This is a genomic window from Burkholderia sp. Tr-20390, from assembly GCF_017104595.1.
GTDB lineage: Bacteria > Pseudomonadota > Gammaproteobacteria > Burkholderiales > Burkholderiaceae > Burkholderia.
This window is the reverse complement of record NZ_JAAGPC010000088.1, coordinates 13,011-37,541: the sequence shown is the minus strand read 5'-3', so window position 1 is coordinate 37,541 and position 24,531 is coordinate 13,011. Positions and strand designations below refer to the sequence as shown.

The 24,531-nt window shown below is 69.0% G+C and carries 24 protein-coding genes; 11 read left to right on the top strand and 13 right to left on the bottom strand.

The window, feature by feature from the left end; all coding sequences use genetic code 11:
* The 4 genes from G3N98_RS22785 to G3N98_RS22770 all read left to right on the top strand — a co-directional run.
* Positions 1–574: thiamine pyrophosphate-dependent enzyme (locus G3N98_RS22785; RefSeq protein WP_241026036.1), on the top strand; the 574-nt coding region annotated here is incomplete at its 5' end.
* Positions 575–612: 38 nt separating this feature from the next.
* Complete coding sequence (locus tag G3N98_RS22780) at positions 613–2,064, top strand: aldehyde dehydrogenase (protein ID WP_206149280.1); 1,452 nt, start codon at positions 613–615, stop codon at positions 2,062–2,064.
* Positions 2,065–2,078: 14 nt separating this feature from the next.
* Positions 2,079–3,023, top strand: a complete 945-nt coding sequence (locus G3N98_RS22775) for a 2-dehydropantoate 2-reductase (protein ID WP_206149279.1) — start codon at positions 2,079–2,081, stop codon at positions 3,021–3,023.
* Positions 3,024–3,289: 266 nt separating this feature from the next.
* Positions 3,290–4,687 carry an MFS transporter gene (locus G3N98_RS22770; RefSeq protein ID WP_206149278.1) on the top strand — a complete coding sequence of 466 codons (1,398 nt, stop codon included), beginning with the start codon at positions 3,290–3,292 and terminating at the stop codon, positions 4,685–4,687.
* A 28-nt stretch (positions 4,688–4,715) separates the two neighbouring features.
* Here the strand turns inward: G3N98_RS22770 and kynA are convergent, their stop codons facing one another.
* The 3 genes from kynA to kynB form a co-directional block, all read right to left on the bottom strand.
* A complete protein-coding gene (gene kynA / locus G3N98_RS22765; RefSeq protein WP_206149281.1) occupies positions 4,716–5,648 on the bottom strand; it encodes a tryptophan 2,3-dioxygenase in 933 nt (310 codons plus the stop codon).
* A 78-nt stretch (positions 5,649–5,726) separates the two neighbouring features.
* A complete protein-coding gene (gene kynU / locus G3N98_RS22760; RefSeq protein WP_089426644.1) occupies positions 5,727–6,977 on the bottom strand; it encodes a kynureninase in 1,251 nt (416 codons plus the stop codon).
* A 28-nt stretch (positions 6,978–7,005) separates the two neighbouring features.
* Positions 7,006–7,647 (bottom strand): arylformamidase, encoded by a 642-nt coding sequence (gene kynB / locus G3N98_RS22755; RefSeq protein ID WP_089426192.1) that lies wholly within the window; start codon positions 7,645–7,647, stop codon positions 7,006–7,008.
* A 130-nt stretch (positions 7,648–7,777) separates the two neighbouring features.
* Here kynB and G3N98_RS22750 point away from each other — a divergent pair, with 130 nt between their 5' ends.
* Positions 7,778–8,278 (top strand): Lrp/AsnC family transcriptional regulator, encoded by a 501-nt coding sequence (locus tag G3N98_RS22750; protein WP_006477992.1) that lies wholly within the window; start codon positions 7,778–7,780, stop codon positions 8,276–8,278.
* Here the strand turns inward: G3N98_RS22750 and G3N98_RS22745 are convergent.
* The 3 genes from G3N98_RS22745 to G3N98_RS22735 form a co-directional block, all read right to left on the bottom strand.
* Entirely contained in the window at positions 8,265–8,774 is a 510-nt protein-coding gene (locus G3N98_RS22745) for a flavin reductase family protein (RefSeq protein WP_089426191.1), read from the bottom strand. The two genes, G3N98_RS22750 and G3N98_RS22745, sit on opposite strands and share 14 nt — an antisense overlap.
* Positions 8,775–9,081: 307 nt before the next feature.
* Entirely contained in the window at positions 9,082–9,744 is a 663-nt protein-coding gene (locus tag G3N98_RS22740) for a hypothetical protein (RefSeq protein WP_206149277.1), read from the bottom strand.
* Positions 9,741–11,147, bottom strand: a complete 1,407-nt coding sequence (locus tag G3N98_RS22735) for a selenium-binding family protein (RefSeq protein WP_206149276.1) — start codon at positions 11,145–11,147, stop codon at positions 9,741–9,743. Before G3N98_RS22735 ends, G3N98_RS22740 begins: the two co-directional genes overlap by 4 nt.
* A gap of 580 nt (positions 11,148–11,727) precedes the next feature.
* Between G3N98_RS22735 and msrA the strand changes: the two genes are divergently transcribed.
* Positions 11,728–12,288 carry a peptide-methionine (S)-S-oxide reductase MsrA gene (msrA, locus tag G3N98_RS22730; RefSeq protein WP_041492935.1) on the top strand — a complete coding sequence of 187 codons (561 nt, stop codon included), beginning with the start codon at positions 11,728–11,730 and terminating at the stop codon, positions 12,286–12,288.
* Between the two features lie 75 nt (positions 12,289–12,363).
* On the opposite strand, the gene G3N98_RS22725 is transcribed toward msrA, so the two are convergent.
* The 3 genes from G3N98_RS22725 to pdxH form a co-directional block, all read right to left on the bottom strand.
* The gene (locus G3N98_RS22725; protein WP_206149275.1) at positions 12,364–13,659 is read right to left on the bottom strand and encodes a DUF72 domain-containing protein; all 1,296 of its coding nucleotides are present in this window, start codon (positions 13,657–13,659) and stop codon (positions 12,364–12,366) included.
* Between the two features lie 23 nt (positions 13,660–13,682).
* Complete coding sequence (locus tag G3N98_RS22720) at positions 13,683–14,903, bottom strand: cyclopropane-fatty-acyl-phospholipid synthase family protein (protein ID WP_089431619.1); 1,221 nt, start codon at positions 14,901–14,903, stop codon at positions 13,683–13,685.
* 121 nt (positions 14,904–15,024) lie between these two features.
* On the bottom strand, positions 15,025–15,669 hold the full coding sequence (pdxH, locus tag G3N98_RS22715) for a pyridoxamine 5'-phosphate oxidase (RefSeq protein WP_206149274.1): 645 nt from the start codon (positions 15,667–15,669) through the stop codon (positions 15,025–15,027).
* A 128-nt stretch (positions 15,670–15,797) separates the two neighbouring features.
* On the opposite strand from pdxH, the gene G3N98_RS22710 reads away from it, so the two are divergent.
* On the top strand, positions 15,798–16,655 hold the full coding sequence (locus tag G3N98_RS22710) for a tRNA threonylcarbamoyladenosine dehydratase (RefSeq protein ID WP_039368313.1): 858 nt from the start codon (positions 15,798–15,800) through the stop codon (positions 16,653–16,655).
* A 113-nt stretch (positions 16,656–16,768) separates the two neighbouring features.
* On the opposite strand, the gene trxA is transcribed toward G3N98_RS22710, so the two are convergent.
* Both trxA and G3N98_RS22700 read right to left on the bottom strand, forming a co-directional pair.
* A complete protein-coding gene (gene trxA, locus G3N98_RS22705; protein ID WP_069248701.1) occupies positions 16,769–17,617 on the bottom strand; it encodes a thioredoxin in 849 nt (282 codons plus the stop codon).
* 52 nt (positions 17,618–17,669) lie between these two features.
* The gene (locus G3N98_RS22700; RefSeq protein ID WP_206149273.1) at positions 17,670–18,551 is read right to left on the bottom strand and encodes a pirin family protein; all 882 of its coding nucleotides are present in this window, start codon (positions 18,549–18,551) and stop codon (positions 17,670–17,672) included.
* Between the two features lie 246 nt (positions 18,552–18,797).
* On the opposite strand from G3N98_RS22700, the gene G3N98_RS22695 reads away from it, so the two are divergent.
* Positions 18,798–19,676 (top strand): EamA family transporter, encoded by an 879-nt coding sequence (locus G3N98_RS22695; RefSeq protein ID WP_174951596.1) that lies wholly within the window; start codon positions 18,798–18,800, stop codon positions 19,674–19,676.
* A gap of 54 nt (positions 19,677–19,730) precedes the next feature.
* On the opposite strand, the gene G3N98_RS22690 is transcribed toward G3N98_RS22695, so the two are convergent.
* Together G3N98_RS22690 and tsaE are read right to left on the bottom strand one after the other, a co-directional pair.
* Positions 19,731–21,251 (bottom strand): N-acetylmuramoyl-L-alanine amidase, encoded by a 1,521-nt coding sequence (locus G3N98_RS22690; RefSeq protein WP_089473446.1) that lies wholly within the window; start codon positions 21,249–21,251, stop codon positions 19,731–19,733.
* Positions 21,233–21,787 carry a tRNA (adenosine(37)-N6)-threonylcarbamoyltransferase complex ATPase subunit type 1 TsaE gene (gene tsaE / locus G3N98_RS22685; protein ID WP_089426181.1) on the bottom strand — a complete coding sequence of 185 codons (555 nt, stop codon included), beginning with the start codon at positions 21,785–21,787 and terminating at the stop codon, positions 21,233–21,235. Before tsaE ends, G3N98_RS22690 begins: the two co-directional genes overlap by 19 nt.
* A gap of 17 nt (positions 21,788–21,804) precedes the next feature.
* Between tsaE and queG the strand changes: the two genes are divergently transcribed.
* The 3 genes from queG (at position 21,805) to xerD (ending at position 24,522) form a co-directional block, all read left to right on the top strand.
* Positions 21,805–23,040, top strand: a complete 1,236-nt coding sequence (queG, locus tag G3N98_RS22680; protein WP_175237483.1) for a tRNA epoxyqueuosine(34) reductase QueG — start codon at positions 21,805–21,807, stop codon at positions 23,038–23,040.
* A gap of 64 nt (positions 23,041–23,104) precedes the next feature.
* The gene (locus tag G3N98_RS22675; protein WP_206149272.1) at positions 23,105–23,572 is read left to right on the top strand and encodes a methylated-DNA--[protein]-cysteine S-methyltransferase; all 468 of its coding nucleotides are present in this window, start codon (positions 23,105–23,107) and stop codon (positions 23,570–23,572) included.
* On the top strand, positions 23,572–24,522 hold the full coding sequence (xerD, locus tag G3N98_RS22670; RefSeq protein WP_206149271.1) for a site-specific tyrosine recombinase XerD: 951 nt from the start codon (positions 23,572–23,574) through the stop codon (positions 24,520–24,522). The genes G3N98_RS22675 and xerD overlap by 1 nt, the downstream gene beginning before the upstream one ends.
* Positions 24,523–24,531: the final 9 nt, after the last annotated feature.

The window sequence follows — 24,531 nt, the reverse complement described above, 5'->3', positions numbered from 1 at the left end:
GCGGCCGCCGCGTGCGCGCGTCGAACCGCCGGCCGCCGGCGAGCGCATGTCGGTCGCGTTCGCGCTGCAGACGCTCGCCGACGTGCGCGACGCGCACGACATCGTCGTCGAGGAAGCGCCGAGCGCGCGGCCCGTGATGCAGGAACACCTGCCGTTCACGCACAGCGGCACCTTCTACACGATGGACAGCGGCGGCCTCGGCTACGGGATGCCGGCCGCCGTCGGCGTCGCGCTCGCGCACCCGGGCCGGCGCGTGATCGGGCTGATCGGCGACGGGTCGAGCCTGTATTCGATCCAGGCCTTGTGGAGCGCCGCGCAACTGAAGTTGCCGATCACGTTCGTGATCCTGAACAATTGTCGCTACGCGGCGTTGCAGGATTTCGCGCCGGTGTTCGGCTTCAGCCCGGACGACCCCGTGCAAGGCACCGATCTGCCGAACCTGGATTTCGTCGCGCTCGCGCAAGGGATGGGCTGCCGAGGCGTGCGCGTGACCGATGCCGCACACCTGCGCGACACGCTGACCGATGCACTGCGCGCCGCGACGCCGGTCGTCGTTGAAGTCGAGATTGCCTGAATGATGTGATGCGCAATGCGCGTCCTTCCGGAGATTCCATGCAAACCGTATCGATGCTGATCGGCGGCGAACGCCGTCACTCATCCAGCGGCGCGACCTTCGCGCGCCGCAACCCGCTTGACGGCGAAGTCGCGTCCGAAGCGCCCGCGTGCACCGTCGACGATGCGCGCGCGGCGGCCGACGCGGCCGCCCGCGCGTTTCCCGGCTGGGCCGCGCTCGGCCCCGGCGCCCGCCGCGCGCTGCTGCTGAAGGCGGCCGCCGCGCTCGAAGCGAAGCACGAGCAGTTCGTCGCCGCGATGGCGGCGGAGACGGGCGCGTCCGCGCTGTGGGCCGGCTTCAACGTGCAGCTTGCCGCGAGCGGGCTCGTCGAGGCTGCGTCGCTGACCACGCAGGTCGGCGGCGAGCTGATCCCGTCCGACGTGCCCGGTTCGCTCGCGATGGGCGTGCGGCAGCCGGCCGGCGTCGTACTCGGCATCGCGCCGTGGAATGCGCCGGTGATCCTCGCGACGCGCGCGCTCGCGCTGCCGCTCGCGTGCGGCAACACCGTCGTGCTGAAGGGCTCGGAGCTGTGCCCCGTCACGCACGGGCTGATCGTCGAGGCGCTGCAGGAAGCCGGGCTGCCGCCGGGCGTCGTCAATTTCGTGACGAACGCGCCCGAGGACGCGGGTGCCATCGTCGATGCATTGATCGCGCATCCGGCCGTGCGCCGCGTGAATTTCACGGGCTCGACGCGCGTCGGCCGGATCGTCGCCGAAGCCTGTGCGCGCCACCTGAAGCCGTCGGTGCTGGAGCTCGGCGGCAAGGCGCCGTTCGTCGTGCTCGACGATGCCGATCTCGATGCGGCAGTCGCGGCGGCCGCGTTCGGCGCGTTCGCGAATTCCGGGCAGATCTGCATGTCGACCGAACGCATCGTCGTCGACGCGTCGATTGCCGATGCGTTCGTCGCGAAGCTCGCCGACAAGGCCGCGTCGCTGCCGCTCGGCGATCCGCGCCAGGGGCCCGTCGTGCTCGGTTCGCTGGTCGACATGAAGGCCGTCGAGCGCTGCAACGCGCTGATCGACGACGCGCTCGCGCACGGCGCGACGCTCGTGTGCGGCGGCAAGGCCGACAGCACGCTGTTCCCGGCCACGCTGCTCGACCATGTGACGCCGGCGATGCGCATCTATGCGGAGGAGTCGTTCGGCCCGGTGAAGGGCATCGTGCGCGTCGATGGCGAGGACGCCGCGATCCGCTGCGCGAACGACAACGCGTTCGGGCTGTCGTCGGCCGTGTTCAGCCGCGACGTCGCGCGTGCGATGCGCGTCGCGGCCCGCATCGAATCGGGCATCTGCCACGTGAACGGTCCGACCGTGCACGACGAGGCGCAGATGCCGTTCGGCGGCGTGAAGGACAGCGGCTTCGGCCACTTCGGCGGCCAGGCCGGCATCGCGGCGTTCACGGACCTGCGCTGGATCACCGTGCAGACCGCACCGCGCCACTATCCGTTCTGACGAGGCCGACGACGATGAGGATTGCGATTCTGGGTGCCGGCGCGATGGGCTCGCTGTTCGGCGGGCGGCTGGCCGAAAGCGGCGAGGCCGTCACGCTGATCGACGTGAACGATGCGCATCTCGATGCGATTCGCCGCGATGGGTTGCGCATCGATGACGATCGTGGTGAGCGGTGTATCCGGACGTTGCAGGCCGTGCGGCCGGAAGCGGCGAATGCGGCTGCGGCCGCATCGCCCGATGCATCATTCGACCTGCTGATCGTTTTCACGAAGTCGCTGCATACGCGTGCCGCACTCGACGGCGTGCGCGCGCTGCTCGAGCGGGACACGCACGTGCTGACGCTGCAGAACGGGCTCGGCAATGTCGAGACGCTGAATGCGTTCGTGCCGCTCGAACGCATCCTGGTCGGCGTGACGACGTGGCCGGCCGACGCGGCGGGGCCGGCGCACGTGCGCTCGCACGGCGCGGGCGCGATCCGCATGATGACGGCCGACGGCGCGGCACGCCCGTTCGCGGCGACGGTGGCCGATACGCTGTCGCGCGCGGGGCTCGCGTGCACGCTGGACGCCGACGTGTGGGCCGCGATCTGGGAAAAGGTCGCGTTCAACGCGGCGCTCAACACGCTGTGCGCGGCGACGGGCTGCACGGTCGACCAGCTCGGCAACCATCACGACGGGCCGCGGCTTGCCCTCGCGATTGCAGCCGAGGTGGCCGCCGTCGCCCGCGCGAAGGGCATCGCGGTCGACGGCGAGCGCATCGCGCGCAACGTCGAGCATGCGATCCACGCGCATCGCGGCCATCGCCCGTCGATGCTGCAGGACGTGCTCGCGGGCCGCCGCACGGAAATCGACGCGATCAGCGGCAAGGTCGTCGCGGCCGCGCGCGAAGCGGGCGTCGCGGTGCCGCATGCGGAAACGCTGCTCGCGCTGGTCCGGCTGATCGACGCGCGGGTGAACTGAGCATCAGGCGGGCGGCGCGGCTTGCGCCGCACGACGAGACGAGCGCGTCGCGCGCAGGCGACGGCGCCGGATCGGGACAGGTTGGACGAGACACCGGAGGCGGCGCCGATGCGTCGACGCCGGCCGCCTGCGCAGCACGAGATCCGGGCACGCGCCACCGCGCCAGCCCGGGCAACCGGAGACGCCATGAACGCCATCGAATGCCGTTGTCTTGCCGCGCGCTGCTCGCGCATGTTGCCGCCTGAGCGCGGCGCACGGGAGGTCGCATGAGCACGCGCGACGGATTGTTGCCTGCGTCCGTCGACATCGGCGCGACGCTCGACGACGGGCCGTTCACGACGATGCAGCGCTGCGTGGTGCTGCTCGCCGCGCTCGCGATCGTGCTCGACGGCTTCGACGGCCAGTTGATCGGCTTCGCGATCCCGGTGCTGATCCGCGAATGGGGCATCACGCGTGGCGCGTTCGCGCCGGCGGTGGCGGCCGGGCTGGTCGGGATGGGCATCGGCAGTGCGTGCGCGGGAATCGTCGCGGACCGCTTCGGCCGCCGCCAGGCCGTGATCGGCAGCGTGTTCCTGTTCGGCATCGCGACCTGCGCGATCGGCTTCGCACCGGACGTCACGGCGATCGCGGTGCTGCGCTTCGTCGCAGGCCTCGGGATCGGCGGCGCCTTGCCGACGGCCACGACGATGACGGCCGAATACACGCCCGCGCGGCGTCGCACGATGATGGTGACCGCGACGATCGTCTGCGTGCCGCTCGGCGGGATGCTGGCCGGCCTGTTCGCGCATGAGGTGCTGCCGCGCTACGGCTGGCGCGGGCTGTTCTTCGCGGGCGGCGCGTTGCCGCTCGTGCTCGGCTTCGTGCTCGTGCGTGCGCTGCCCGAATCGCCGCGCTATCTCGCGCGGCGCCCCGCGCGCTGGCCGGAACTCGGCGCGCTGCTTGCGCGGATGGAGCGGCCCGTCGCGCCGGGCACCGCCTTCACCGATCTGCGGGACGCACGCGCGGCAGGCGGCCGCGGCGGCTTCGGCGCGCTGTTCGCGAGCGGCCAGGCGCGCGACACGATCGCGCTGTGGTGTGCGTTCTTCATGTGCCTGCTTGCCGTGTATGCGGCGTTCAGCTGGCTGCCGACGATGCTGGCGGCGAGCGGGCTGAGCGTGTCGGTGGCGGGGACGGGGCTCACCGCGTACAACCTCGGCGGCGTGATCGGCGCGCTGTTGTGCGCATGGACGATCGCGCATGCCGGGTCGCGCTGGCCGCTCGTGCTGTGCAGTATCGGCGGCGCGGCGAGCGCGGTGTGGCTGATGGGTGTCGATGCGAGCCGCCACACGGGCTGGCTGATCGTCGGGCTCGGCCTGCACGGGTTGTTCGTCAACGCGGTGCAGTCGACGATGTATGCGCTCTGCGCGTACATCTACCCGACGGCCGTGCGCGCGACGGGCACCGCGAGCGCGCTCGCGTTCGGCCGGCTCGGCGCGATCCTCAGCGCGTTCGCGGGCGCGGTCGTGATCACCACGGGCGGCGCCACGGCCTATCTGACGATGCTGGCGATCGCGATGGGCATTGTCTGCGTCGCGCTGCTCGTCGTGCGACGGCACATTCCGCGACTGTCGCGCGCGGCCGTGCAGCCGCGCGAAGGGGAGGAGCTGGCCCGCACGTCGTCGTGACGGCGGGCGGGCCGGGGCGGGACGCGCGTTACAGCGTGGTGCGCACGTGCCAGAGCTCGGGGAACAGCACGACGTCGAGCATCTTGCGCAGGTACGGCGCGCCGCTGGTGCCGCCCGTGCCCTGCTTGAAGCCGATGATGCGCTCGACGGTCGTCACGTGACGGAAGCGCCACTGGCGGAACGCATCCTCGAGATCGACGAGTTCCTCGGCCATCTCGTAAAGCTCCCAGTGCTGCTGCGGATGACGGTACACCTCGAGCCACGCGGCTTCGACCGTCTCGTCGTGCCGGGTCGGCTGCGTCCAGTCGCGCTCGAGCCGCTCGGCCGCGATCGGGAAGCCGCGCCGCGCGAGCAGGCGCACGACTTCGTCGTAGAACGACGGCGCTTCGAGCGTTGCACGCACCTGTTCGAGGATGTCGGCCCGGTGCGCATGCGGCTGCAGCATCTGCACGTTCTTGTTGCCGAGCAGGAATTCGAGCTGCCGATACTGATAAGACTGGAAACCCGACGACTGCCCGAGATACGGCCGCATCGCCGAATACTCGGACGGCGTCATCGTCGACAGCACGTTCCAGGCCTGCACCAGTTGCTCGAGAATCCGCGACACGCGCGCGAGCATCTTGAACGCAGGCGGCAGCGCGTCGGTGCGCACCGCGTCGAGGGCGCCGCGCAGTTCGAACAGCGCAAGCTTCATCCACAGCTCGCTCGTCTGATGCTGGATGATGAACAGCATCTCGTTGTGATCGGGCGACAGCGGATGCTGCGCGTCGAGGATCGAATTCAGCGACAGGTAGTCGCCGTAGCTCATCGACTTCGAGAAATCGAGCTGCGCGTTGTGCCAGCCGGCATCGCCGGGCACGTGCGACGCTTCGTGCGCGGCCGGGGCTGCTTGGGCCGAATGCGCGGCGCGTGCGCCCGAGAACGGGCAGCCCGCCGGCGCGTCGTCGCCGGGTGGCTGCATATGACCAGAATTCACGACTTTCTCCAGATTTGAATGACGGGGCGCGGCGCGCGGCTTGCGCGCGCCGGGCAAGGCCGATCAGGTCACCGCGCCGCGTTCGGCGAACTCAGGCGCCTTCCACGCGTCGGTGGCGAGGATGTCGCGCAGCGTCTCGACGGCATCCCACACGTCGGCGAAGCGCGTATAGAGCGGCGTGAAGCCGAAACGCAGCACGTACGGCTCGCGATAGTCGCCGATCACGCCGCGTGCGATCAGCGCCTGCATCACCTCGTAGCCGTGCGGATGCTCGAAGCTCGCCTGCGAGCCGCGCTGGTGATGCGCACGCGGCGTGACGAGCTTCAGCGACAGGCCCGCGCAGCGTGCCTCGACGAGCGCGATGAACGCATCGGTCAGCGCGAGCGACTTGCGGCGGATCGCGTGCATGTCGGTCTGCAGGAACACGTCGAGCCCGCATTCGACCATCGACATCGACACGATCGGCTGCGTGCCGCACAGGAAGCGCGCGATGCCCGGATCGGGCGCGAAACCCGGCTGCATCGCGAACGGTGCGCGGTGGCCCCACCAGCCGGACAGCGGCTGCGAGAAGTGCGCGTGATGGCGCTGCGGCACCCATACGAAGGCGGGCGAACCGGGGCCGCCGTTCAGGTACTTGTACGTGCAACCGACCGCGCCGTCCGCGCGCGCGCCGTTCAGGTCGACCGGCACCGCGCCGGCCGAGTGCGCGAGATCCCACAGCATCAGCCCGCCTGCGTCGTGCACGAGCTGCGTGACGGCCGGCATGTCGTGCATGTAGCCGGTGCGGTAGTTCACGTGCGTGATCATCGCGACGGCCGTGTCCGCGCCGAGCGCGCCGGGCAGGTCGGCCGGGTCGTCGATCAGGCGCAGTTCGTAGTCGCCGCCGAGCTGCTCGATCAGCCCCTGCGCGATATACAGGTCGGTCGGGAAGTTCGAGCGCTCCGACACGATCACGCGGCGCTCCGGCGCGCGCTCGGCCTGGTGGCGCACCATCGCCGACAGCAGCTTGAACAGGTTGATCGAGATCGTATCGGTCACGACCGTCTCGTCGGGCGCGCCGCCGATCAGCGTCGCGAGCTTGTCGCCGAGACGGCGCGGCAGCGCGAACCAGCCGGCCGTGTTCCAGCTGCGGATCAGGCCTTCGCCCCATTCGGCGCCGATCACCTGCTGCGCACGGGCGGCCGAGGCGCGCGGCTGCGCGCCGAGCGAGTTGCCGTCGAGGTAGATCACGCCGTCGGGCAGGGAGAACTGGTCGCGCAGCGGGGCGAGCGGATCGTCGCGGTCGAGCGCGAGCGCGTCTTCACGGGTCTTGATCATGATGTGGGGTTGTCAGTCGGGATAATCAGGAAGCACGCGCGGGCAGCGCGCGCAGCACCGCGCGCACGGGGCTCGCGTCGAGCGTCGCGAATTTCAGCGGCAGTGCGATCAGTTCATAGTCGCCGGGCGGCACGTCGTCGAGCACGATGCCTTCGAGGATCGCCATCCGGTGCGCGCGCACGCGGTGATGCGCATCCATCGTCTTCGATTCCTGCGGGTCGAGCGACGGCGTGTCGATGCCGATCAGCTTCACGCCATGCGCGGCGAGCAGGTCGACGGTCTCGGGCGCGACCGCGCAGAAGTGGCTGTCCCACTCATCGACGCTGGCGCGCGCACAGGTGCGCAGCAGCACGCGCGGCGGCACGCCGTCGAGCGCGGCCGCGACATCGGCCGGCTGCACGACCGGCGATGCGCCGATGCAATGGATCACGCGGCACGGGCCGAGGTAGGTGTCGAGCGGCACGGCGCCGATCGGCGCGCCGTCGGCGTCGTAGTGAAGCGGCGCGTCGCAGTGCGCGCCCGTGTGCGGCGACAGCGTCAGGCGCGCGACGTTGACCGGCGAGCCGGCCTCCATCCGCCACACGCGTTCGACGGAAACCGGCGTATCGCCCGGCCACACGGGGGTGGCGGGGCTGACGGGCGGCGAGATGTCCCAGAGGGTGTCCATGGCATGACGATTCGGTGAGTCGATCCTTCGAATGATAGGTGGACGCTCGCAGAAAGTGCTTGCGAAATAAACATGGACAATCCGCCGGATTGGCAGATAATTCGACTCAGAGGGAAAACGGGGACCAAAAATGCACGCGATCACGCTCGATGCCACCGACTGCCGGATTCTGGCGGTACTGCAGGAAGAGGGCAGAATCAGCAATCTCGACCTGGCGGAACGGATTTCGCTTTCGCCGTCCGCCTGTCTACGCCGCATGCGCCTGCTCGAGGAGCAGGGCGTGATCGAGCACTATCGCGCGTGCCTGAGCCGCGAGAAGCTCGGCTTCGAGCTCGAGGCGTTCGTTCAGGTGTCGATGCGCAACGAAGAGAATCAATGGCACGAGCGCTTCGCGGAAGCGCTGCGCGAATGGCCGGAGGTGGTCGGCGCGTTCGTCGTGACGGGCGAGAGCCACTACCTGCTGCGCGTGCTCGCGCACAACCTCAAGCACTATTCGGATTTCGTGCTGAACCGGCTCTACAAGGCGCCGGGCGTGATGGACATCCGTTCCAACATCGTGCTGCAGACGCTGAAGGATGAAGCCGGCGCGCCGGTCGGGCTGGCGCGCACGGGGGCGATCAAAGCGGTGTAAGGCCGTGGAAGCCGCCGCCGTGGAACACGAGCGGCGGCGCCGTGTCCGATTCCATGCGCACGCCGCAGCGCTCCACTTCGCCGACGAAGATCACGTGGTCGCCTTCATCGTAGCGGCTGCGGTTGTGGCATTCGAACCACGCGAGCGCGCCGTCGAGCACGGGCATCCCCGAGTTGCCGGCCGCATGCGCGATCCCTTCGAAGCGGTCGCCCTTGTAGGTCGAGAAGCGCTTGCACAGGTCGAGCTGCGAGGCCGCGAGCACGTTCACCACGTAATGGCTGTTGCCGCGAAACACGGGCGTCGACGCCGATTTGTGCGCGAGGCTCCACAGCACGAGCGGCGGATCGAGCGAGACCGAGTTGAACGAGCTGGCGGTGATGCCGATCAGCTGGCCGGACGGCGCGCGCGTCGTGATCACCGTCACGCCCGTGGCGAACTGGCCGAGGGCTTGCCGGAAGGCGGCCGAGTCGAAATCCGGGGGATTGGCGTGGCTCATCGCGCGGCCATCCGGAACGAGACGGGCGGGCGCGGCGCGACGCGGGTGGGGCGGGCACGGCGGACGAAAGGCGACAAGGCGGTCGAGGGGGAAGGGGTGCGCATGGCCCGATTTTAGCGGAATCGGGGCCGCCGGGCCCGGCCGGACGGCGCATTGCGGGGGCAGGGTGACGTAGCGAACACTGCGGCGCGCGGCCGGATGCGCGATGGCACGCTGCCGGCACGGCCGTTCCGTCGCGTTTTTTGTGCGGGGCCGCCGTGCCGCCCGGCACCCGTGCTCGACATCGGCCGCAGGTCCCTCCGCCCTATCACGCCGCCGCCAGCCTCAGCGACAACGCGCCCGTCACGATCAGGCTCGACGCCCACACCGCGTCGAGATTGAACCAGCTTCGCGATACGAACTTCAGCCCGAGATAGCGGTACACGAGCCACGCGAGCCCGCCGCCGGCGCCAATCATCGCGATGGCATGCACGGCCGCGACGACGAGCGCCATTCCGAGATGCGCATCGACGAGCGTGGCCGCCGCACGGTGGCCGGCGTCCGGGTCTAGCCCGCACAGCCCGAGGTAGATCGGCACCAGCATCAGCCCCGCGCCATGCGCGATCGCGACCGCGAACGACCACAGGCCGAGCCGCGCGGGCGGAATCCGCGCAAGCGCCCGCGGATGCCGGCGCCGGATCAGCAGCACGGCGCCGAAGCCGATCACGAGCGCGCTCGCGCCGATCCGGATCGCCGTTTGCCACGCGAGCAGCGCGGCGAGCAGCCCGAACGGCAGCATCACCGCGAACACGGCGAGCGCATGGCCGAGCGCGAGATAGCCGAGCGCCGCGACGAGCGCGCCGCCGCGGCGCGTCATCAGCGCGTTCGACACCGCGAGCGGCCAGCCCATCGCGGGGTTGAGCCCGTGATACACCCCGCTCGCGAGCACGGCCGCCCACAGCGCGAACGGGGCGTGAAAGCCGGCGTTCAACGCTTGACCGACGGATAGCAGAACGAGTCGGTCGAGCAGTCGCCGCCTTCGAGCCGGATCTGGTGCGCGCGATAGCCGTCGGGGAACTCGACCCAGTAATCGTCGGCGAGCTTCAGTCCGCCTTCCGGCCCCACATGCGCGAGCACCTGCGCGCCCGGCACGCCGTCCGGATAGAACTGGTCGTCCCACGTCGAATACAGCGAGTTGGTCCAGTACACGCGCTTCCCGTCGCGGCTGATCTCGACCATCTGCGGGCCGCCCGCGAACGTGCGGCCGTTCGAGTGCGGTGCGCGGCGCACGATGCCGCCGATCCGGACCGACCCCGCGAGCACCGGGTTGTGCGGGTCCGACACGTCGTACTGACGCATCTCGCCGGTGCCCCAGCACGACACGTAGAGGAAGCGATCGTCGAGCGACAGGTCGATGTCGGTCACGAGCGGCGGCACCGCGCCGAATCCCTTGAGTAGCGGCGGCAGTTCGTCGGCCGCGGCCGGCTCGGCCGGGATCGTTGCGGTCTTCTTCACATGGAACTTGCCGTCTTCGCGCCACCAGGTCCAGATCGAGCCTTCGAGATTGGTCGTGTCGACCACGACGCCGACGAACCCGTATTCGCGCGCCGGGTCGTGCGCGGGCCGCACCTCGAGCGCCATCTGGTGCTGCGCGCCGAGATCGATCGTCTGCACGTTGCGCCGCGCGCGCAGGTCCCAGAAATGCAGGCGATGCCCGTATTTGTTCGCGAGCAGGTCCTCCGGCACGATCCCGTTCTCGAATTGCGGCGGCAGCGCCCATTCGCTCGACACCATGTAGTCGCGCGGCAGGTTCCACCAGAAGTCGTAGTGCTTGTCCTGCGGGCCGCGGTCGATCTCCCAGCGGCCGAGCACGTCGAAGGTCTCGCAATCCATGATGAAGATGCCGGGCGCGCCGTCGGTGCCGTCCTTGCCTGCGCCGCCGAGCGTGCTCACGTAGATGCCCTCGGGCCCGCAATGAACGGTGTGCGGCCGCGAATAGCCGGTCTTCGAGGAGATCTCGTCGGGCTCGATGATCTTGTGAATGCGCGCCTGCGTCGGATGCGGCTTCGTGTCGATCACGTAGATGCGCGACGAGCGCAGGCCCGGGATGATCAGGAAGCGGCGTTCGAGGAACGCGTGGCCGGTCAACGGCGACAGCGACGACGAACAGGCATTCCAGCCGAAGTGGTGAAACTCGTCGCCGGTGTTCGGCATCGTCACCGTGTGCACGATTTTTCCGTAGGTCGACGAGCCAGGCTTCACGTCGATCACGGCGAGCGCGTCGGGTCTGGAAAAATCGGGGCTCAGCAACAACGTATAGGCAAACTCCTCCGCCGGTGCCTGCATCGCAAGCTCGGGTGAAGCGTGAAACGTCGGGTCAGGCCGCATGCTCATGGTGATGCCCTCTCGATGGTGTCGGATCGGGGTCGCACGGCCGTTCGTTGCGGGCGTGCGAGTCGGGGTTGCCGCACGGCGCGCATCACGCCGGCGGGAGCGATCGGCAGGCGGACGCACGCGTCGATGAGCGTGCGACGCCGTGCATCAGATCGTGAAAGCGGAAAGAAGCGGTGTGCCGGATCGCCGCGCGCGGAGCGAGACGGATGCATGGCAAGGAGGTGATGCAATCGAAGCCGCGGCCCGCGACGCGGCGACGGCCGGACGCGTGACGCGGGCGAGGTCTGTTAAGGCATGCATAGCGAAGTTCCGGCAGATGATGTTTGCATCAGGGTCGGGCATGCATCGGGCACGTTGCGCGAGCCAGCGGGTTTGCCGCCGCGCTCGTGCGTGCCTAAGTGTAGTCGAGAAAACGGGCGGCTGGTCGCGCGCGGCACCTGTGCACTCTGTCAGGTTCGCGCGCGAGTGAGATACTTGCCGACGTGCCGTTGCGACCCGCACGCGGGTGGGCAGCGGCGAGGCGGAACGGTGGCGCCGGCGCATGCGTGCCGGCTGCCGACATCAACGAGGGACTGATTTCATGGTGAACGAGATGCTTGAAACCGCGACATTGGGCGGTGGGTGTTTCTGGTGCACGGAGGCGGTGTTTCTCGACGTCGACGGTGTGACGGCCGTCCAGTCGGGCTACGCGGGCGGCCATACGCGCAATCCCGGCTATCGCGACATCTGCGAAGGCGATACGGGCCACGCGGAAGTCGTCAACGTGACGTTCGATCCGGCGCGCATCGGCTATCGCGAAATCCTCGAGATCTTCTTTGCAACGCACGATCCGACCCAGCTGAACCGGCAGGGCAACGACGTCGGTACGCAGTACCGTTCGGTCGTGTTCACCCATTCGGACGCGCAGCGCGACACGGCGCTCGACGTGATCCGCGAGCTGGAGCGCGAGCAGGTGTTCGGGCAGCCGATCGTCACGCAGGTCGTGCCGCTCGACGGCAACTACTGGCCGGCCGAGGATTATCACCAGAACTATTACGCGCGCAACCCGGGGCAGGGCTACTGCTCGGTCGTGATCGGGCCGAAGCTCGCGAAATTCCGGCAGAAGTTCTCGCACCGTCTGAAGTCGCTGCGCGGCGCGTAAGCGTCGTGACCGCGGCCGGCGCAAGCCGGTATCTAGCCGGTATCTAGCCGGTATCAAGCGGGTATCAAGCGGGTATCAAGCCGCCTCGTTGCGCCACTGCGCGCACGCGGCGGCGATCTCGCGCGCAAGCGCGATGCACGACAGCGGCGCGGAGCCTTCCGCCTTGTTGTTGATCGTGATGATCACCGGCTGCCCGGCCAGCGCATAGCGCGCGGCCAGTTCGGCAAGCGCCGAGCGCGTGGCCGGATCCTCGTCGACGAGCTTGTCGAACGGCTCGTACTTCGCTTTCGCCTGTTCGTACTTGAAGCCGCCGTGCAGGCTCCAGCGCACGATCAGCGGGCCCGGCGCGTCGCCGTCGAGCAGCGCGAGCGCGGCCGCCTGGCGCAGCGGGTCGGGCATCCGCGCGTGCAGGCCGACGCAGTAGCGCACGCCGAGCGCGGCGAGCGCGCGGATGAAGCGCGGCGTGAGCAGGCTCGCGTCGCGAATCTCGATCGCATAGCGGGTGCCGTCGGCTTCCGTCGGCAGCGGCGGCAACGCCGCGAAGAAAGTGGCCAGCCGGTCGATCAGTTCGGCCGGCCGGGCAAGCATCTGGTCGGGCAACGGCGAGAACTGGAACACGAGCACGCCGGCTTTCCGGCCGAGCCCTTCGACGCACGGCTGCACGAATTCGCGGGTCGCGAGATCCGCGTCGAGGAAAGTCGGGTTCGGTCCCGACGGTTCGCCGCGCCGGCCGCGGATCACCGCATCGGTCACGGAAGCCGGCGCCTTCACGACGAAGCGGAAATCGTCGGGCACCTGCTGCGCATAGCGCAGGTAGTCGGCCACCGATAGCGGGCCATAGAACGACCGGTCGAGGCTCACGCTCTTCAGCAGCGGATGCGCACCGTACGCTTCGAGCCCTTCGCGCGACAGCTTGGTCTGCGCGAAATCGCCGTCGTAGACGATGCCGTCCCAGCCGGGGAAGTACCACGACGACGTGCCGAGCCGGACGTTCGGCGGCAGGCCGGCCGCCGCATCGGCCACATCCGGTGTGATCGGCGCGGGCAGCACGCCGCGCCGGCGCCGGCCCTTCTTCGGCGGCTCGGCTGGCAGGGACGGCTCGTCCCACAGCAGGCCGGAAGCGGCGGGCGGTGTTTCGTCTGAAGAACGAGCGTGGGTGCGAGGGCGCGGTGCCGGCTGCGCGTCGTCAGGTGCGCCCGGGCTCACATGTTCGTCGGTGTCGGCGGGCGGGCCATCGTTCTCGGGCGACGCGCGTGCAGGGTCGGCCGGCACGCCGAACAGGTCGAATTGCCCGTCGGCGTGCGGCGTGTTCGCGTCGTCGTGCTGCTGTCGTTCCGGCGGCGCCTTGCGCCGCGTCCTGCCGTCACCCATGCATGCCCAGCGTGAAGCGCCGCCTAGCGCGGCAGCGCGTGTTCGTACATATAGCGCCGCGACCACGGCAGCGTTTTCGCGCTCTGCCCGGCCTTGCGGCACACGATCTGGAAGATCGACACGTCGTCGTGCTCGAACGCATACGCGCAGCCGGCGAGGTACACGCGCCAGATGCGGAATTTTTCGTCGTCGACGAGTTGTCGCGCGGCGTCGGCCTTCGCCTCGAAGTTTTCCGTCCAGATATCGAGCGTGCGGGCATAGTGCCGGCGCAGGCTTTCGACGTCAATCGCTTCGAGCCCGCCGCGCTGCGCGGCTTCCAGCGCGAGGCTGATGTGCGGCAGCTCGCCGTCCGGGAACACGTAGCGATCGATGAACTCGCCGCCGCCGAGTGCCGTCTCGCCGCTTTCCGCGTCGGTCGACGTGATCCCGTGGTTCATTGCGATGCCGTCGTCGGCAAGCAGGTCATGGATTCGCGAGAAATAGAGCGGCAGGTTCTTGCGCCCGACGTGCTCGAACATCCCGACGCTCGTGATGCGATCGAATTGCCCGTCGATCTCGCGGTAGTCCTGCAGCCGGATCTCGATTTTGTCTTCCAGCCCGGCGGCCTTCACGCGCGCGGTCGCGAGGTCGAACTGGTTCTGCGACAGCGTGACGCCGAGGCACTGCGCGCCGAACTTCTGCGCGGCGCGCAGCACGAGCGCACCCCAGCCGCAGCCGATGTCGAGCAGGCGCTGGCCGGGCTGGAGCCGGATCTTCGTGAGGATGTGGTCGATCTTCTTGATCTGCGCGGTGGCGAGATCCTCGTCGCCGTTCTCGAAGTACGCACACGAGTACACCATGTTCTCGTCGAGCCACAGCTGGTAGAACTCGTTCGAGACGTCGTAGTGATACTGGATCGCCTTCTTGTCGGTGCTCTTCGAGTGATTGAAGTAGCGCTTCACGCGCGCCAGCTTGCTCGCGCTCGTCACCGTGCTGCGCGCGAGCGAGTAGCCGATGTTGATGATGTCCGACAGCTTGCCTTCGATGTCGATCTTGCCCTTCACGTACGCCTCGCCGAGATTGTCGAGGCTCGGTTCGAGCAGGAGCGGCAACGCCGACGCGCTGTTGACCTTCAGCGTGACCTGCGGCGCGCTGAAGGTGCCGAAATCGAGTTGATCGCCGTTCCACAGCACGAGGCGCGCCGGTATGTTCGCTTTCGCCCGTACTTCGTCCGCCCACTGTGCCAGCTTCTTTTCCCAGAACATTTGGATTCTCCGTTTGTTCGTTGAATCGAATACAGCCAAGTATCTTGACCGGCGCCCGCCGCTTGCGAGGCGGGCGCCCGAATGCAACACGAGACACGACCGGCGTGCGCCGGCGCCGCGCTTACGGCGACAGGCGCGAAATCGACCAGCCCGTCGGCGTACCGGCGTCGCGCGTATAGAGCAGGCGGTCGTGCAGCCGCGACGGGCGGCCCTGCCAGAACTCGATCGAGTCGGGCACGAGGCGGTAGCCGCCCCAGTGCGGCGGGCGCGGCGGGTTGTCGCCGTAGCGTTCGCTGACGGCCTTTTCCTGTGCTTCGAGCGTCGCGCGGCTGTCGATCACCGCGCTCTGTTCCGACGCCCATGCGCCGATGCGCGAGCCGAGCGGGCGCGACGCGAAATAGCGGTCACTTTCTTCTGCGCTGGTTTTCTCGATCCGGCCTTCGATGCGCACCTGGCGCTCGAGCTCGATCCAGTAGAACAGCAGCGCGGCCTGCGGGTGCGCGGCAAGATCGCGCCCCTTGCGGCTTTCGTAATTGGTGAAGAAGACGAACCCGCGTTCGTCGACGCCCTTGATGAGCACGATGCGTGCCGACGGCCGGCCGTCGGCGCCGACGGTCGCGAGCGTCATCGTGTTCGGCTCGGGCAGCTTGGCGGCGAGCGCCTCCTTGAACCAGCGGTCGAACTGGGCGAAGGGGTCGTGGGCGACGTCGGCCTCGTCGAGCGAAGCACGTGAGTAATTGATGCGGAGATCGGCGAGAGTCGTCATGTTATGCAAACGCTTCAATCTGGAACCATTGTAGCCAACGCGCAAGAAACGTGCGTGCACAGTGGCGCGTGCGAGCGGGGAGTTCAGGCAAAATAGAGGGCTGCACGACTTACGTTTTCCTTGCTGCCATGTCCGTCGCCGACGCTGCCCCGCCCAGTTCCTCTGATCTTACCCCGACCCCGGAAATCCAGCTTGACGTGGATCGCGCGCGGCGTTTCGGCGGCGTGGCGCGCCTGTACGGCGCGCCGGCCGCCGCCGCGTTCGAGCGCGCGCACGTCGCGGTGATCGGGATCGGCGGCGTCGGCTCGTGGGTGGCCGAGGCGCTCGCGCGCAACGCGGTCGGCACGCTGACGCTGATCGATCTCGACAACGTCGCCGAAAGCAATACGAACCGGCAGATCCACGCGCTCGACGGCAATTACGGCAAGCCGAAAGTCGACGCGATGGCCGAGCGGATCGCGCTGATCGATCCCGCGTGCCGCGTGAACCGGATCGAGGATTTCGTCGAGCCCGACAACTTCGACGCGCTGCTCGGCGGCGGCTTCGACTACGTGATCGACGCGATCGACAGCGTGCGCACGAAGGTCGCGCTGATCGCGTGGTGCGTCGCGAAGCGCCAGCCGCTCGTGGTGGTCGGCGGCGCGGGCGGACAGCTCGACCCGACGCGCATCCGGATCGACGATCTCGCGCTGACGATCCAGGATCCGCTGCTGTCGAAGGTGCGCGCGCAGTTGCGCAAGCAGCACGGCTTTCCGCGCGGGCCGAAGGCACGTTTCAAGGTCAGCGCCGTGTATTCGGACGAGCCGCTGATCTATCCGGAAGCGGCCGCCTGCGACCTCGAGGACGGCGCCGAGCCGTCCGCGGCCGCGCACGTCGCGGGGCTCAACTGTGCCGGGTTCGGTTCGAGCGTGTGCGTGACCGCGAGCTTCGGCTTCGCGGCCGCCGCGCATGCGCTGCGCGCGATCGCGGCGCAGGCCGCCGGCTGAGCCGCTGCGAATCGCGGTCGTCGAGGCATGGCGGCGCGTGACGCGCGCCGTCGGCCGTCAAGCGGGGCGACCCCGCAGCCGGGCCGTTGCGGCCCGGACGGTCATCCATCCGTTCAGTTGAGCGCCATGCTCAGCCTGCGCCGCCACCCGGCGACGAGGTCCGGGCGATCGCCGGCCAGCTCGAACACCGAGATCAGCGTGCGGCGGCCGAGATCGTCGCCGTACGCGCGGTCGCGCGTGACGATTTCCAGCAACTGCTCCACCGCGCCTTCGTACGCGCGCCGCGCGATCAGGCTCTGCGCGAGGTCGAAGCGCGCGTCGAGGTCGGCCGGGTTCGCCGCGATGCGCGCTTCGAGCGCGTCGGTCGGCGGCAGGTCGGCCGTCGCGTCGAGCGCGTCGAAACGGGTCTTGATCGCCTGGTAGCGCGGATCGCCGTTCTGCACGGTCTGCGGCGACAGGCGTTCGGTCTCGGCGCGTGCGGCGTCGACCTGGTTGTTCGCGAGCAGCAGTTCGATCAGATCGAGGCGGGCGTCGTCGAAGCCCGGGTTCAGCGCGAGCGCCGCCTCGAGGTGCGTGAGCGCGTCGTCGTAGCGCGCCTCGGCCATCGCATACTGCGCGGCACGCCGTTCGGCTTCCTCGGGCGCCGGCAGGAGCCGGTCGAGGAAGGCGCGCAGCTGGCCTTCGGGCAGCACGCCGACGAACTGGTCGACCGGGCGCCCGTCGGCGAACGCGATCACGTGCGGGATGCTGCGCGTCTGGAAGTGCGCGGCGAGTTCCTGGTTCTCGTCGACGTTGACCTTCACGAGCTTCCAGCGGCCTTCATAGTCGCCTTCGAGCTTTTCCAGCAGCGGGCCGAGCGTCTTGCAGGGGCCGCACCACGGCGCCCAGAAGTCGACCAGCACGGGTGCGTCCAGCGACGCCTCGATGACGTCTTTCTCGAATGTGGCAAGCGTGGTGTCCATGTCGTTCTCTTCCGTTCGAATGTCGTCAGGATGGGGGCGGCGCGCCCCTTTTTCAACGCGCCTTCGACTCGGGCAGCGGAATCCACTCCGTCTCGCCCGGCACCTTGCCCATTTCCTGGCGCGTCCACGCTTGTTTCGCGCGCTCGATCGCCTCGCGGCTGCTGGCGACGAAATTCCATTCGATGAAGCGCTCGCCGTCGATCTTGTCGCCGCCGAGCAGCATCGCACGCGCGCCGCTGCCGCTCGTCAGCGTGACCGCGGCGCCGGGCGTGAGCACGGCCATCTGCTCGGCCGGCACCGGCGTGCCGTCGATCGCGAGCTCGCCGTCGACCACGTAGACCGCGCGCTCCTCGTGCGACGCGTCGAGTGCGAGGCGGCCGCCGGCCGCGAATTCGGCCGCGACGTACAGCGTGCGCGAGAACGTCGTGACCGGCGAGCGCAGCCCGAACGCATCGCCGGCGATCACCGTCAGCGCGACGCCGTCCTCGTTGCGCTTCGGCAACGTGTCGGCCGCATGGTGCTCGAACGACGGCTCGGTCGTCTCGTGCGCGCGCGGCAGCGCGACCCAGGTCTGGATCCCGTGCACGGTGTGGCCGTGTTCGCGCTGCGCGTCGGGCGTGCGTTCGGAGTGAACGATCCCGCGGCCGGCCGTCATCCAGTTCACGTCGCCCGGCACGATCTCCTGCAGCGAGCCGAGGCTGTCGCGGTGCAGGATCGCGCCGTCGAACAGGTAGGTGACGGTGGCGAGGCCGATATGCGGGTGCGGGCGTACGTCGAGGCCCGTGCCGGGCGGCAGCGCGGCGGGCCCCATGTGATCGAAGAAGATGAACGGGCCGACGAGGCGGGCGGCGAGCGCGGGCAGCGTGCGGCGCACCTGCAGGTTGCCGATGTCGCGCACGTGCGGCTTCAGCAGGGCTTTGATCGGAGCGGTCATGGCGGATCCTGTGGGGCGGCGGGGGATGCCGGTCATTGTACTGGCCTCCGCCGCCGATTCCATGTGCGCCGCGCGGGTATCGGGCCGGGGGCCGAAACCCGGTAGACTGACCGGCTTCCCAGAGGAAAACACCGGGCCGCGTCGGGTTTTCCGCCTCGAAGGCAGTCCTCTCGGGGCACCCGGCGCAAAGCGACAGGGCCTGAGCGCACCGTGCACGACCATTCGACAATCGAGGAGACGCCGATGATGGCCCCGAAGGACTTGCTGCTTGCGCTGGTCGTGATCCTGGCGTGGGGCGTGAACTTCGTCGTGATCAAGGTCGGCCTGCACGGCATGCCGCCGATGCTGCTCGGCGCGCTGCGTTTCACGCTCGCGGCCGTGCCCGCGGTGTTCTTCGTGCGCCGGCCGCAGATTCCATGGCGCCTGCTGGTGCTGTACGGCGCGACGATCCAGCTCGGCCAGTTCGTGTTCCTGTTCACCGGCATGTACGTCGGCATGCCGGCCGGCCTCGCGTCGCTCGTGCTGCAGTCGCAGGCATTCTTCACGCTCGTGTTCGCGATGCTGTTCCTCGGCGAGCGGCTGCGCATGCAGAACCTGCTCGGGCTCGCGATCGCCGCGGGCGGGCTCGTCGTGATCGCGGCGCAGGGCGGCCGCGCGATGACGCTCGCGGGCTTCCTGCTGACGATCTGCTCGGCCGCGATGTGGGCGTTCGGCAACATCGTCACGAAGAAGGTCGGCCGTGCGAACCTCGTGTCGCTCGTCGTGTGGGCCAGCCTCGTGCCGCCCGTGCCGTTCTTCCTGCTGTCGCTGTGGTTCGAAGGGCCGCAGCGGATCGCGACCGCGCTCGCCGGGCTGAACGGTGCGTCGATCTTCGCGGTCGTCTATCTCGCGTTCGTCGCGACGCTGCTCGGCTACGGACTGTGGAGCCGCCTGCTGTCGCGCTATCCGGCCGCGCAGGTCGCGCAGTTCTCGCTGCTGGTGCCGATCGTGGGCCTCGCGTCGTCGGCGCTGCTGCTCGACGAGCATCTGACGCGCACGCAGCTGATCGGCACCGCGCTCGTGATGGGCGGGCTCGCGGTGAACGTGTTCGGCGGGAAACTGATGCGCCGCTTCGCGGCGTCGTGACGCGCCGGCACGCACTGCGTGCCGGCGGCGGGGCGGGGTGGCCGGGTACGGCCGTCAGGCCATCCGGCTCTTCGCGAGCGGCGGATTCGCGGCGAAATAGCGCTTGATGCCGCGGAAGATCGCGTCGGCCATCTGGTCGCGATAGCCGTCGTCGTTCAGCCGGCTCTCTTCTTCCGGGTTGCTGATGAAGGCCGTCTCGACGAGGATCGACGGAATGTCGGGCGCCTTCAGCACCGCGAACCCGGCCTGCTCGACCGAGCCCTTGTGCAGCTTGTTGATGCCGCCCACTTCCTTCAGCACGTAGTTGCCGTAGCGCAGCGAATCGCGGATCTGCGCGGTCGTCGACATGTCGAACAGCGCGCGGTTCACGGCCGCATCCGCCGTCTTGATGTTGATGCCGCCGATCAGGTCGGACGAGTTCTCCTTGTTCGCCATCCAGCGCGCCGCGGCGCTCGTCGCGCCGTGGTCGGACAGCGCGAACACCGACGAGCCGCGCGCGGACGGCGTCGTGAATGCATCGGCGTGGATCGACACGAACAGGTCGGCGCCCACGCGGCGCGCTTTCTGCACGCGCACGTTCAGCGGCACGAAGAAGTCGGCGTCGCGCGTCATCATCGCGCGCATGTTCGGCGCGCCGTCGATCTTCGCGCGCAGCTTCTTCGCGATGTCGAGCGCGATGTGCTTCTCGTACGTGCCGCCGCCGCCGATCGCGCCCGGATCCTCGCCGCCGTGGCCCGGATCGATCGCCACCGTCAGCAGGCGAACGGTGCTGCCCTTGCCGGATTTCGGCGCGGTGAACTTGTAGGTGTCGCCATCGTCGTCGCTGTCGTCGCGGCGTGCGATGACGGGCGGCGGCTTGACGGCCGGCTTCGCGGGCGTCGAAGGCGTGGCGGGCGGCGTGTGCGGCGTGGCCGGCGTGTTCTGCGCGAAGCGCTGGAAGAACGCGTCGCTGTTGTCACCCGCGGCGGGCGGCGGGGTACCCGGGCCGGCCAGCGTGGTCGGCGGCTGCATCTGCTGCGCGCGCGCGGTGTCGTTGAGCGCCTGCTCCTTGCGTTCCGTCTGCGCGATCAGGTCGGACAGCGGATCGGGCGCGACGGCCGGATACAGGTCGAACACGAGCCGGTACTTGTAGGTGCCGACCGGCGGCAGCGTGAACACCTGCGGCTTCACCGAACCTTTCAGGTCGAACACCATCCGCACGACGTGCGGCTGATACTGGCCGACGCGCACCGACTGGATCTGCGGATCGTTCGGCGCGATCTTCGACACGAGGTCGCGCAGCGCCTGGTCGAGGTCGAGGCCGGTCAGGTCGACGACGAGACGGTCGGGACCCTGCAGCAGCTGTTGGCTATTCTGCAGCGGCTGGTCGGATTCGATCGTGACGCGCGTGTAGTCGCGTGCGGGCCACACACGCACGCCGAGCACCGACGACGCGCGCGCGAGCCGCGGTGCGACGAGACCGAGCACCAGCGTCGACGCGCCCGCGCACAGGATCTGGCGGCGCCGCCAGTTGTGCGTCGCGGTGGCCGCCGATTCGATCGAGCGGAACGGTTTGATCAACATCTTTCGAGACATGCCTTTCCTGAAGCGCTGTACGCCCGGACGGTGAGGGCGCGGCCGTCGCCGTCCACGTCGAGCGAGAAAACCAGATCGGGTACGCCGAGCAGCGTGCCTGCCTGTTGTGGCCATTCGACGAGGCAGATCGCGCTGGAATTGAAATATTCGCGAAAGCCTGCGTCGGACCATTCGGCCGGATCGTTGAAACGATACAGATCGAAGTGATAGACCTCGAGTTCCCCATCGTCGCGTTCGAGCGCGTACGGCTCGACGAGCGTATAGGTCGGGCTGCGCACGCGCCCCGTGTGGCCGAGGCCACGCAGGATCGCGCGGACGAGGGACGTCTTGCCCGCGCCGAGATCGCCGACCAGCTGGATCTGCAGCCCGTCGAACGCATGCGCGCGGGCAAGCTCGGTGCGCGCCGCGTCGAGCGCGTGCGCGAAGCGGGTGCCGAAGGCCTCGGTCGCCGCTTCGTCGGCGAGCGCGATCACGCGCTCCGCGAGCGGGGCGGGCAGCATGGCGTCGTGAGGCGGATGGCTGGGCGTGGCTGGCATTCTCGTAAAATAGTGCGATGAACCGATTACCGGAACTCGCCGCATCCGACAGACCTTCGACTCGTGCCGAAGGTGCGGCACCGTGCGCGCTCGACGATGCGGCGTTGACTGCGCTCGCCGCGCGCATCAGGGCGTGGGGGCGCGAATTGGGTTTCGGGGCGATCGGCATCAGCGATACCGATCTCTCGGATGCCGAAGCAGGCCTCGCCGCCTGGCTGGAAGCCGGATACCACGGCGAAATGGATTATATGGCGAAACATGGGATGAAACGCGCGCGTCCGGCCGAACTTGTGGCCGGTACGCGACGCGTGATCTCCGCCCGGCTCGCCTATCTGCCGGCCGAAACGCTCGCCGCCGACGCGGCTGAAAGCGAGCCAGGTGCGCTCGCGCTGCACGACTGGCGTGCGCGCGAACGGGCGCGGCTCGACGATCCGCAGGCGGCCGTCGTGTCGATCTACGCACGCGGCCGCGACTATCACAAGGTGCTGCGCAACCGCCTGCAGACGCTCGCCGAGCGCATCGAGCAGGAGATCGGCGCGTTCGGCTACCGCGTGTTCACCGATTCGGCGCCCGTGCTCGAGGTCGAGCTCGCGCAGAAGGCCGGCGTCGGCTGGCGCGGCAAGCACACGCTGCTGCTGCAGCGCGATGCGGGCTCGCTGTTCTTCCTCGGCGAGATCTACGTCGACGTTCCGCTGCCGACCGATGCGCACACGTCCCCCGACACCGCGCCCGAGACGCCCGGCGCGCACTGCGGCAGCTGCACGCGCTGCATCGACGCCTGCCCGACCGGTGCGATCGTCGAGCCGTACCGCGTCGACGCGCGCCGCTGTATCTCGTATCTGACGATCGAACTGAAAGGCAGCATCCCCGAGCCGCTGCGGCCGATGATCGGCAATCGCGTGTACGGTTGCGACGACTGCCAGCTCGTGTGCCCGTGGAACAAGTTCGCGCAGGCCGCGCCCGTCGCCGATTTCGACGTGCGGCACGGCCTCGATCGCGCGACACTCGTCGAGCTGTTTGCATGGGACGCGGACGCATTCGATACGCGGATGCAGGGCAGTGCGATCCGGCGCATCGGCTACGAAAGCTGGCTGCGCAATCTCGCGGTCGGGCTCGGCAATGCGCTGCGCGCGGACGCGGGCCGGCTCACGCCGCAGGCGCGCGACGCGATCGTCGCCGCGTTGCGCGCGCGGGCCGACGACCCGTCGCCGGTCGTGCGCGAGCATGTCGAATGGGCGCTGCGTGCCGCGTGAAGGCGGCGTAAAGTGTCGTCGGCGCGCGGTGGTGCCGCGCGCATCCATCGGTCAGGAGAGGGCCATGTTCAATGCAGTCATCGACGCGCCGTTCGGCAAGGTCGGCATCCGCACGGATGCCGCGGTGGTGCGCGAGATCGTCTATCTGCCCGAATCGGTGAAGTCGGTCGATTCGGATTCGCCGCTCGCGCAGCGTGCGGTCAAGCAGATCGAACGTTATTTCGAGCGCGCGTCGGCGCGCTTCGACCTGCCGCTCGCCGAAGTCGGCAGCGCGTTCCAGCACCGCGTGTGGGACGTGATCAGCGATATTCCGCCCGGCACGGTGCTGACCTACGGCCAGGTCGCGAAGCGGATCGGCAGCGCGCCGCGCGCGGTGGGCCAGGCATGCGGCGCGAACTACTTCCCGCTCGTGATCCCGTGCCATCGCGTCGTCGCGGCGGGCGGACTCGGCGGCTTCGCGAACCACGACGACAACGGTTATTACCAGAAAGTGAAGCGCTGGCTGCTGGCGCACGAAGGCGTGCCGTACTGATGAGTGAATCGCTGATGTCCCCCGAAGTCGACGGTGATGCCGTCGAGGTGTCCCCCGCGCTGCTCGCGAGCCGCGCGTCGATCGACGTGTTTTGCGATGCGCTGTGGCTCGAGCACGGGCTGGCGCGCAACACGCTCGATGCGTACCGGCGCGATCTGGTGCTGTTTTCACAATGGCTGGCCGAGACGCACGACGCGTCGCTCGATGCGGTCGATGAAGCGATGGTGACGGGCTACATCGCCGCGCGCAGCGACGGCAAGGCGACGTCGTCGAACCGGCGGCTGTCCGTGTTCCGGCGCTATTACGGCTGGGCCGTGCGCGAGCATCGCACGAGCGCCGACCCGACGCTGCGGATCACGTCCGCGAAGCAGGCGGCCCGGTTTCCGTCGACGTTGTCGGAGGCGCAGGTCGAGGCGTTGCTCGGTGCGCCCGACATCGGCACGCCGCTCGGCCTGCGCGATCGTACGATGCTCGAGCTGATGTATGCGAGCGGGCTGCGCGTGAGCGAGCTCGTGACGTTGAAGACCGTCGAGGTCGGGCTCAACGAGGGCGTCGTGCGCGTGATGGGCAAGGGCTCGAAGGAGCGGCTCGTGCCGTTCGGCGAAGTCGCGCAAGGGTGGATCGAGCGCTACCTGCGCGAGGCGCGGCCGGCGCTGCTCGGTGCGCGCGCGGCCGACGCGCTGTTCGTGACCGCGCGCGGCGACGGGATGACGCGCCAGCAGTTCTGGAACATCATCAAGCGCCACGCACAGCACGCGGACGTGCGCGCGCACCTGTCGCCGCATACGCTGCGGCACGCGTTCGCGACGCACCTGCTGAACCATGGCGCCGACCTGCGCGTCGTGCAACTGCTGCTCGGCCACAGCGATATCTCGACCACGCAGATCTATACGCACGTTGCACGCGAGCGCTTGAAGACGCTGCATGCGCAACACCACCCGCGCGGTTAGCGCATCCGG

Coding starts and splice junctions, on each gene's coding strand:
- G3N98_RS22780 (WP_206149280.1), top strand. CDS start 613: ATGCAAACCGTATCGATGCTGATCGGCGGCGAACGCCGTCACTCATCC.
- G3N98_RS22775 (WP_206149279.1), top strand. CDS start 2,079: ATGAGGATTGCGATTCTGGGTGCCGGCGCGATGGGCTCGCTGTTCGGC.
- G3N98_RS22770 (WP_206149278.1), top strand. CDS start 3,290: ATGAGCACGCGCGACGGATTGTTGCCTGCGTCCGTCGACATCGGCGCG.
- kynA (WP_206149281.1), bottom strand. CDS start 5,648: ATGCAGCCACCCGGCGACGACGCGCCGGCGGGCTGCCCGTTCTCGGGC.
- kynB (WP_089426192.1), bottom strand. CDS start 7,647: ATGGACACCCTCTGGGACATCTCGCCGCCCGTCAGCCCCGCCACCCCC.
- G3N98_RS22750 (WP_006477992.1), top strand. CDS start 7,778: ATGCACGCGATCACGCTCGATGCCACCGACTGCCGGATTCTGGCGGTA.
- G3N98_RS22745 (WP_089426191.1), bottom strand. CDS start 8,774: ATGAGCCACGCCAATCCCCCGGATTTCGACTCGGCCGCCTTCCGGCAA.
- G3N98_RS22735 (WP_206149276.1), bottom strand. CDS start 11,147: ATGAGCATGCGGCCTGACCCGACGTTTCACGCTTCACCCGAGCTTGCG.
- msrA (WP_041492935.1), top strand. CDS start 11,728: ATGGTGAACGAGATGCTTGAAACCGCGACATTGGGCGGTGGGTGTTTC.
- G3N98_RS22725 (WP_206149275.1), bottom strand. CDS start 13,659: ATGGGTGACGGCAGGACGCGGCGCAAGGCGCCGCCGGAACGACAGCAG.
- G3N98_RS22720 (WP_089431619.1), bottom strand. CDS start 14,903: ATGTTCTGGGAAAAGAAGCTGGCACAGTGGGCGGACGAAGTACGGGCG.
- pdxH (WP_206149274.1), bottom strand. CDS start 15,669: ATGACGACTCTCGCCGATCTCCGCATCAATTACTCACGTGCTTCGCTC.
- G3N98_RS22710 (WP_039368313.1), top strand. CDS start 15,798: ATGTCCGTCGCCGACGCTGCCCCGCCCAGTTCCTCTGATCTTACCCCG.
- trxA (WP_069248701.1), bottom strand. CDS start 17,617: ATGGACACCACGCTTGCCACATTCGAGAAAGACGTCATCGAGGCGTCG.
- G3N98_RS22700 (WP_206149273.1), bottom strand. CDS start 18,551: ATGACCGCTCCGATCAAAGCCCTGCTGAAGCCGCACGTGCGCGACATC.
- G3N98_RS22695 (WP_174951596.1), top strand. CDS start 18,798: ATGGCCCCGAAGGACTTGCTGCTTGCGCTGGTCGTGATCCTGGCGTGG.
- G3N98_RS22690 (WP_089473446.1), bottom strand. CDS start 21,251: ATGTCTCGAAAGATGTTGATCAAACCGTTCCGCTCGATCGAATCGGCG.
- tsaE (WP_089426181.1), bottom strand. CDS start 21,787: ATGCCAGCCACGCCCAGCCATCCGCCTCACGACGCCATGCTGCCCGCC.
- queG (WP_175237483.1), top strand. CDS start 21,805: ATGAACCGATTACCGGAACTCGCCGCATCCGACAGACCTTCGACTCGT.
- G3N98_RS22675 (WP_206149272.1), top strand. CDS start 23,105: ATGTTCAATGCAGTCATCGACGCGCCGTTCGGCAAGGTCGGCATCCGC.
- xerD (WP_206149271.1), top strand. CDS start 23,572: ATGAGTGAATCGCTGATGTCCCCCGAAGTCGACGGTGATGCCGTCGAG.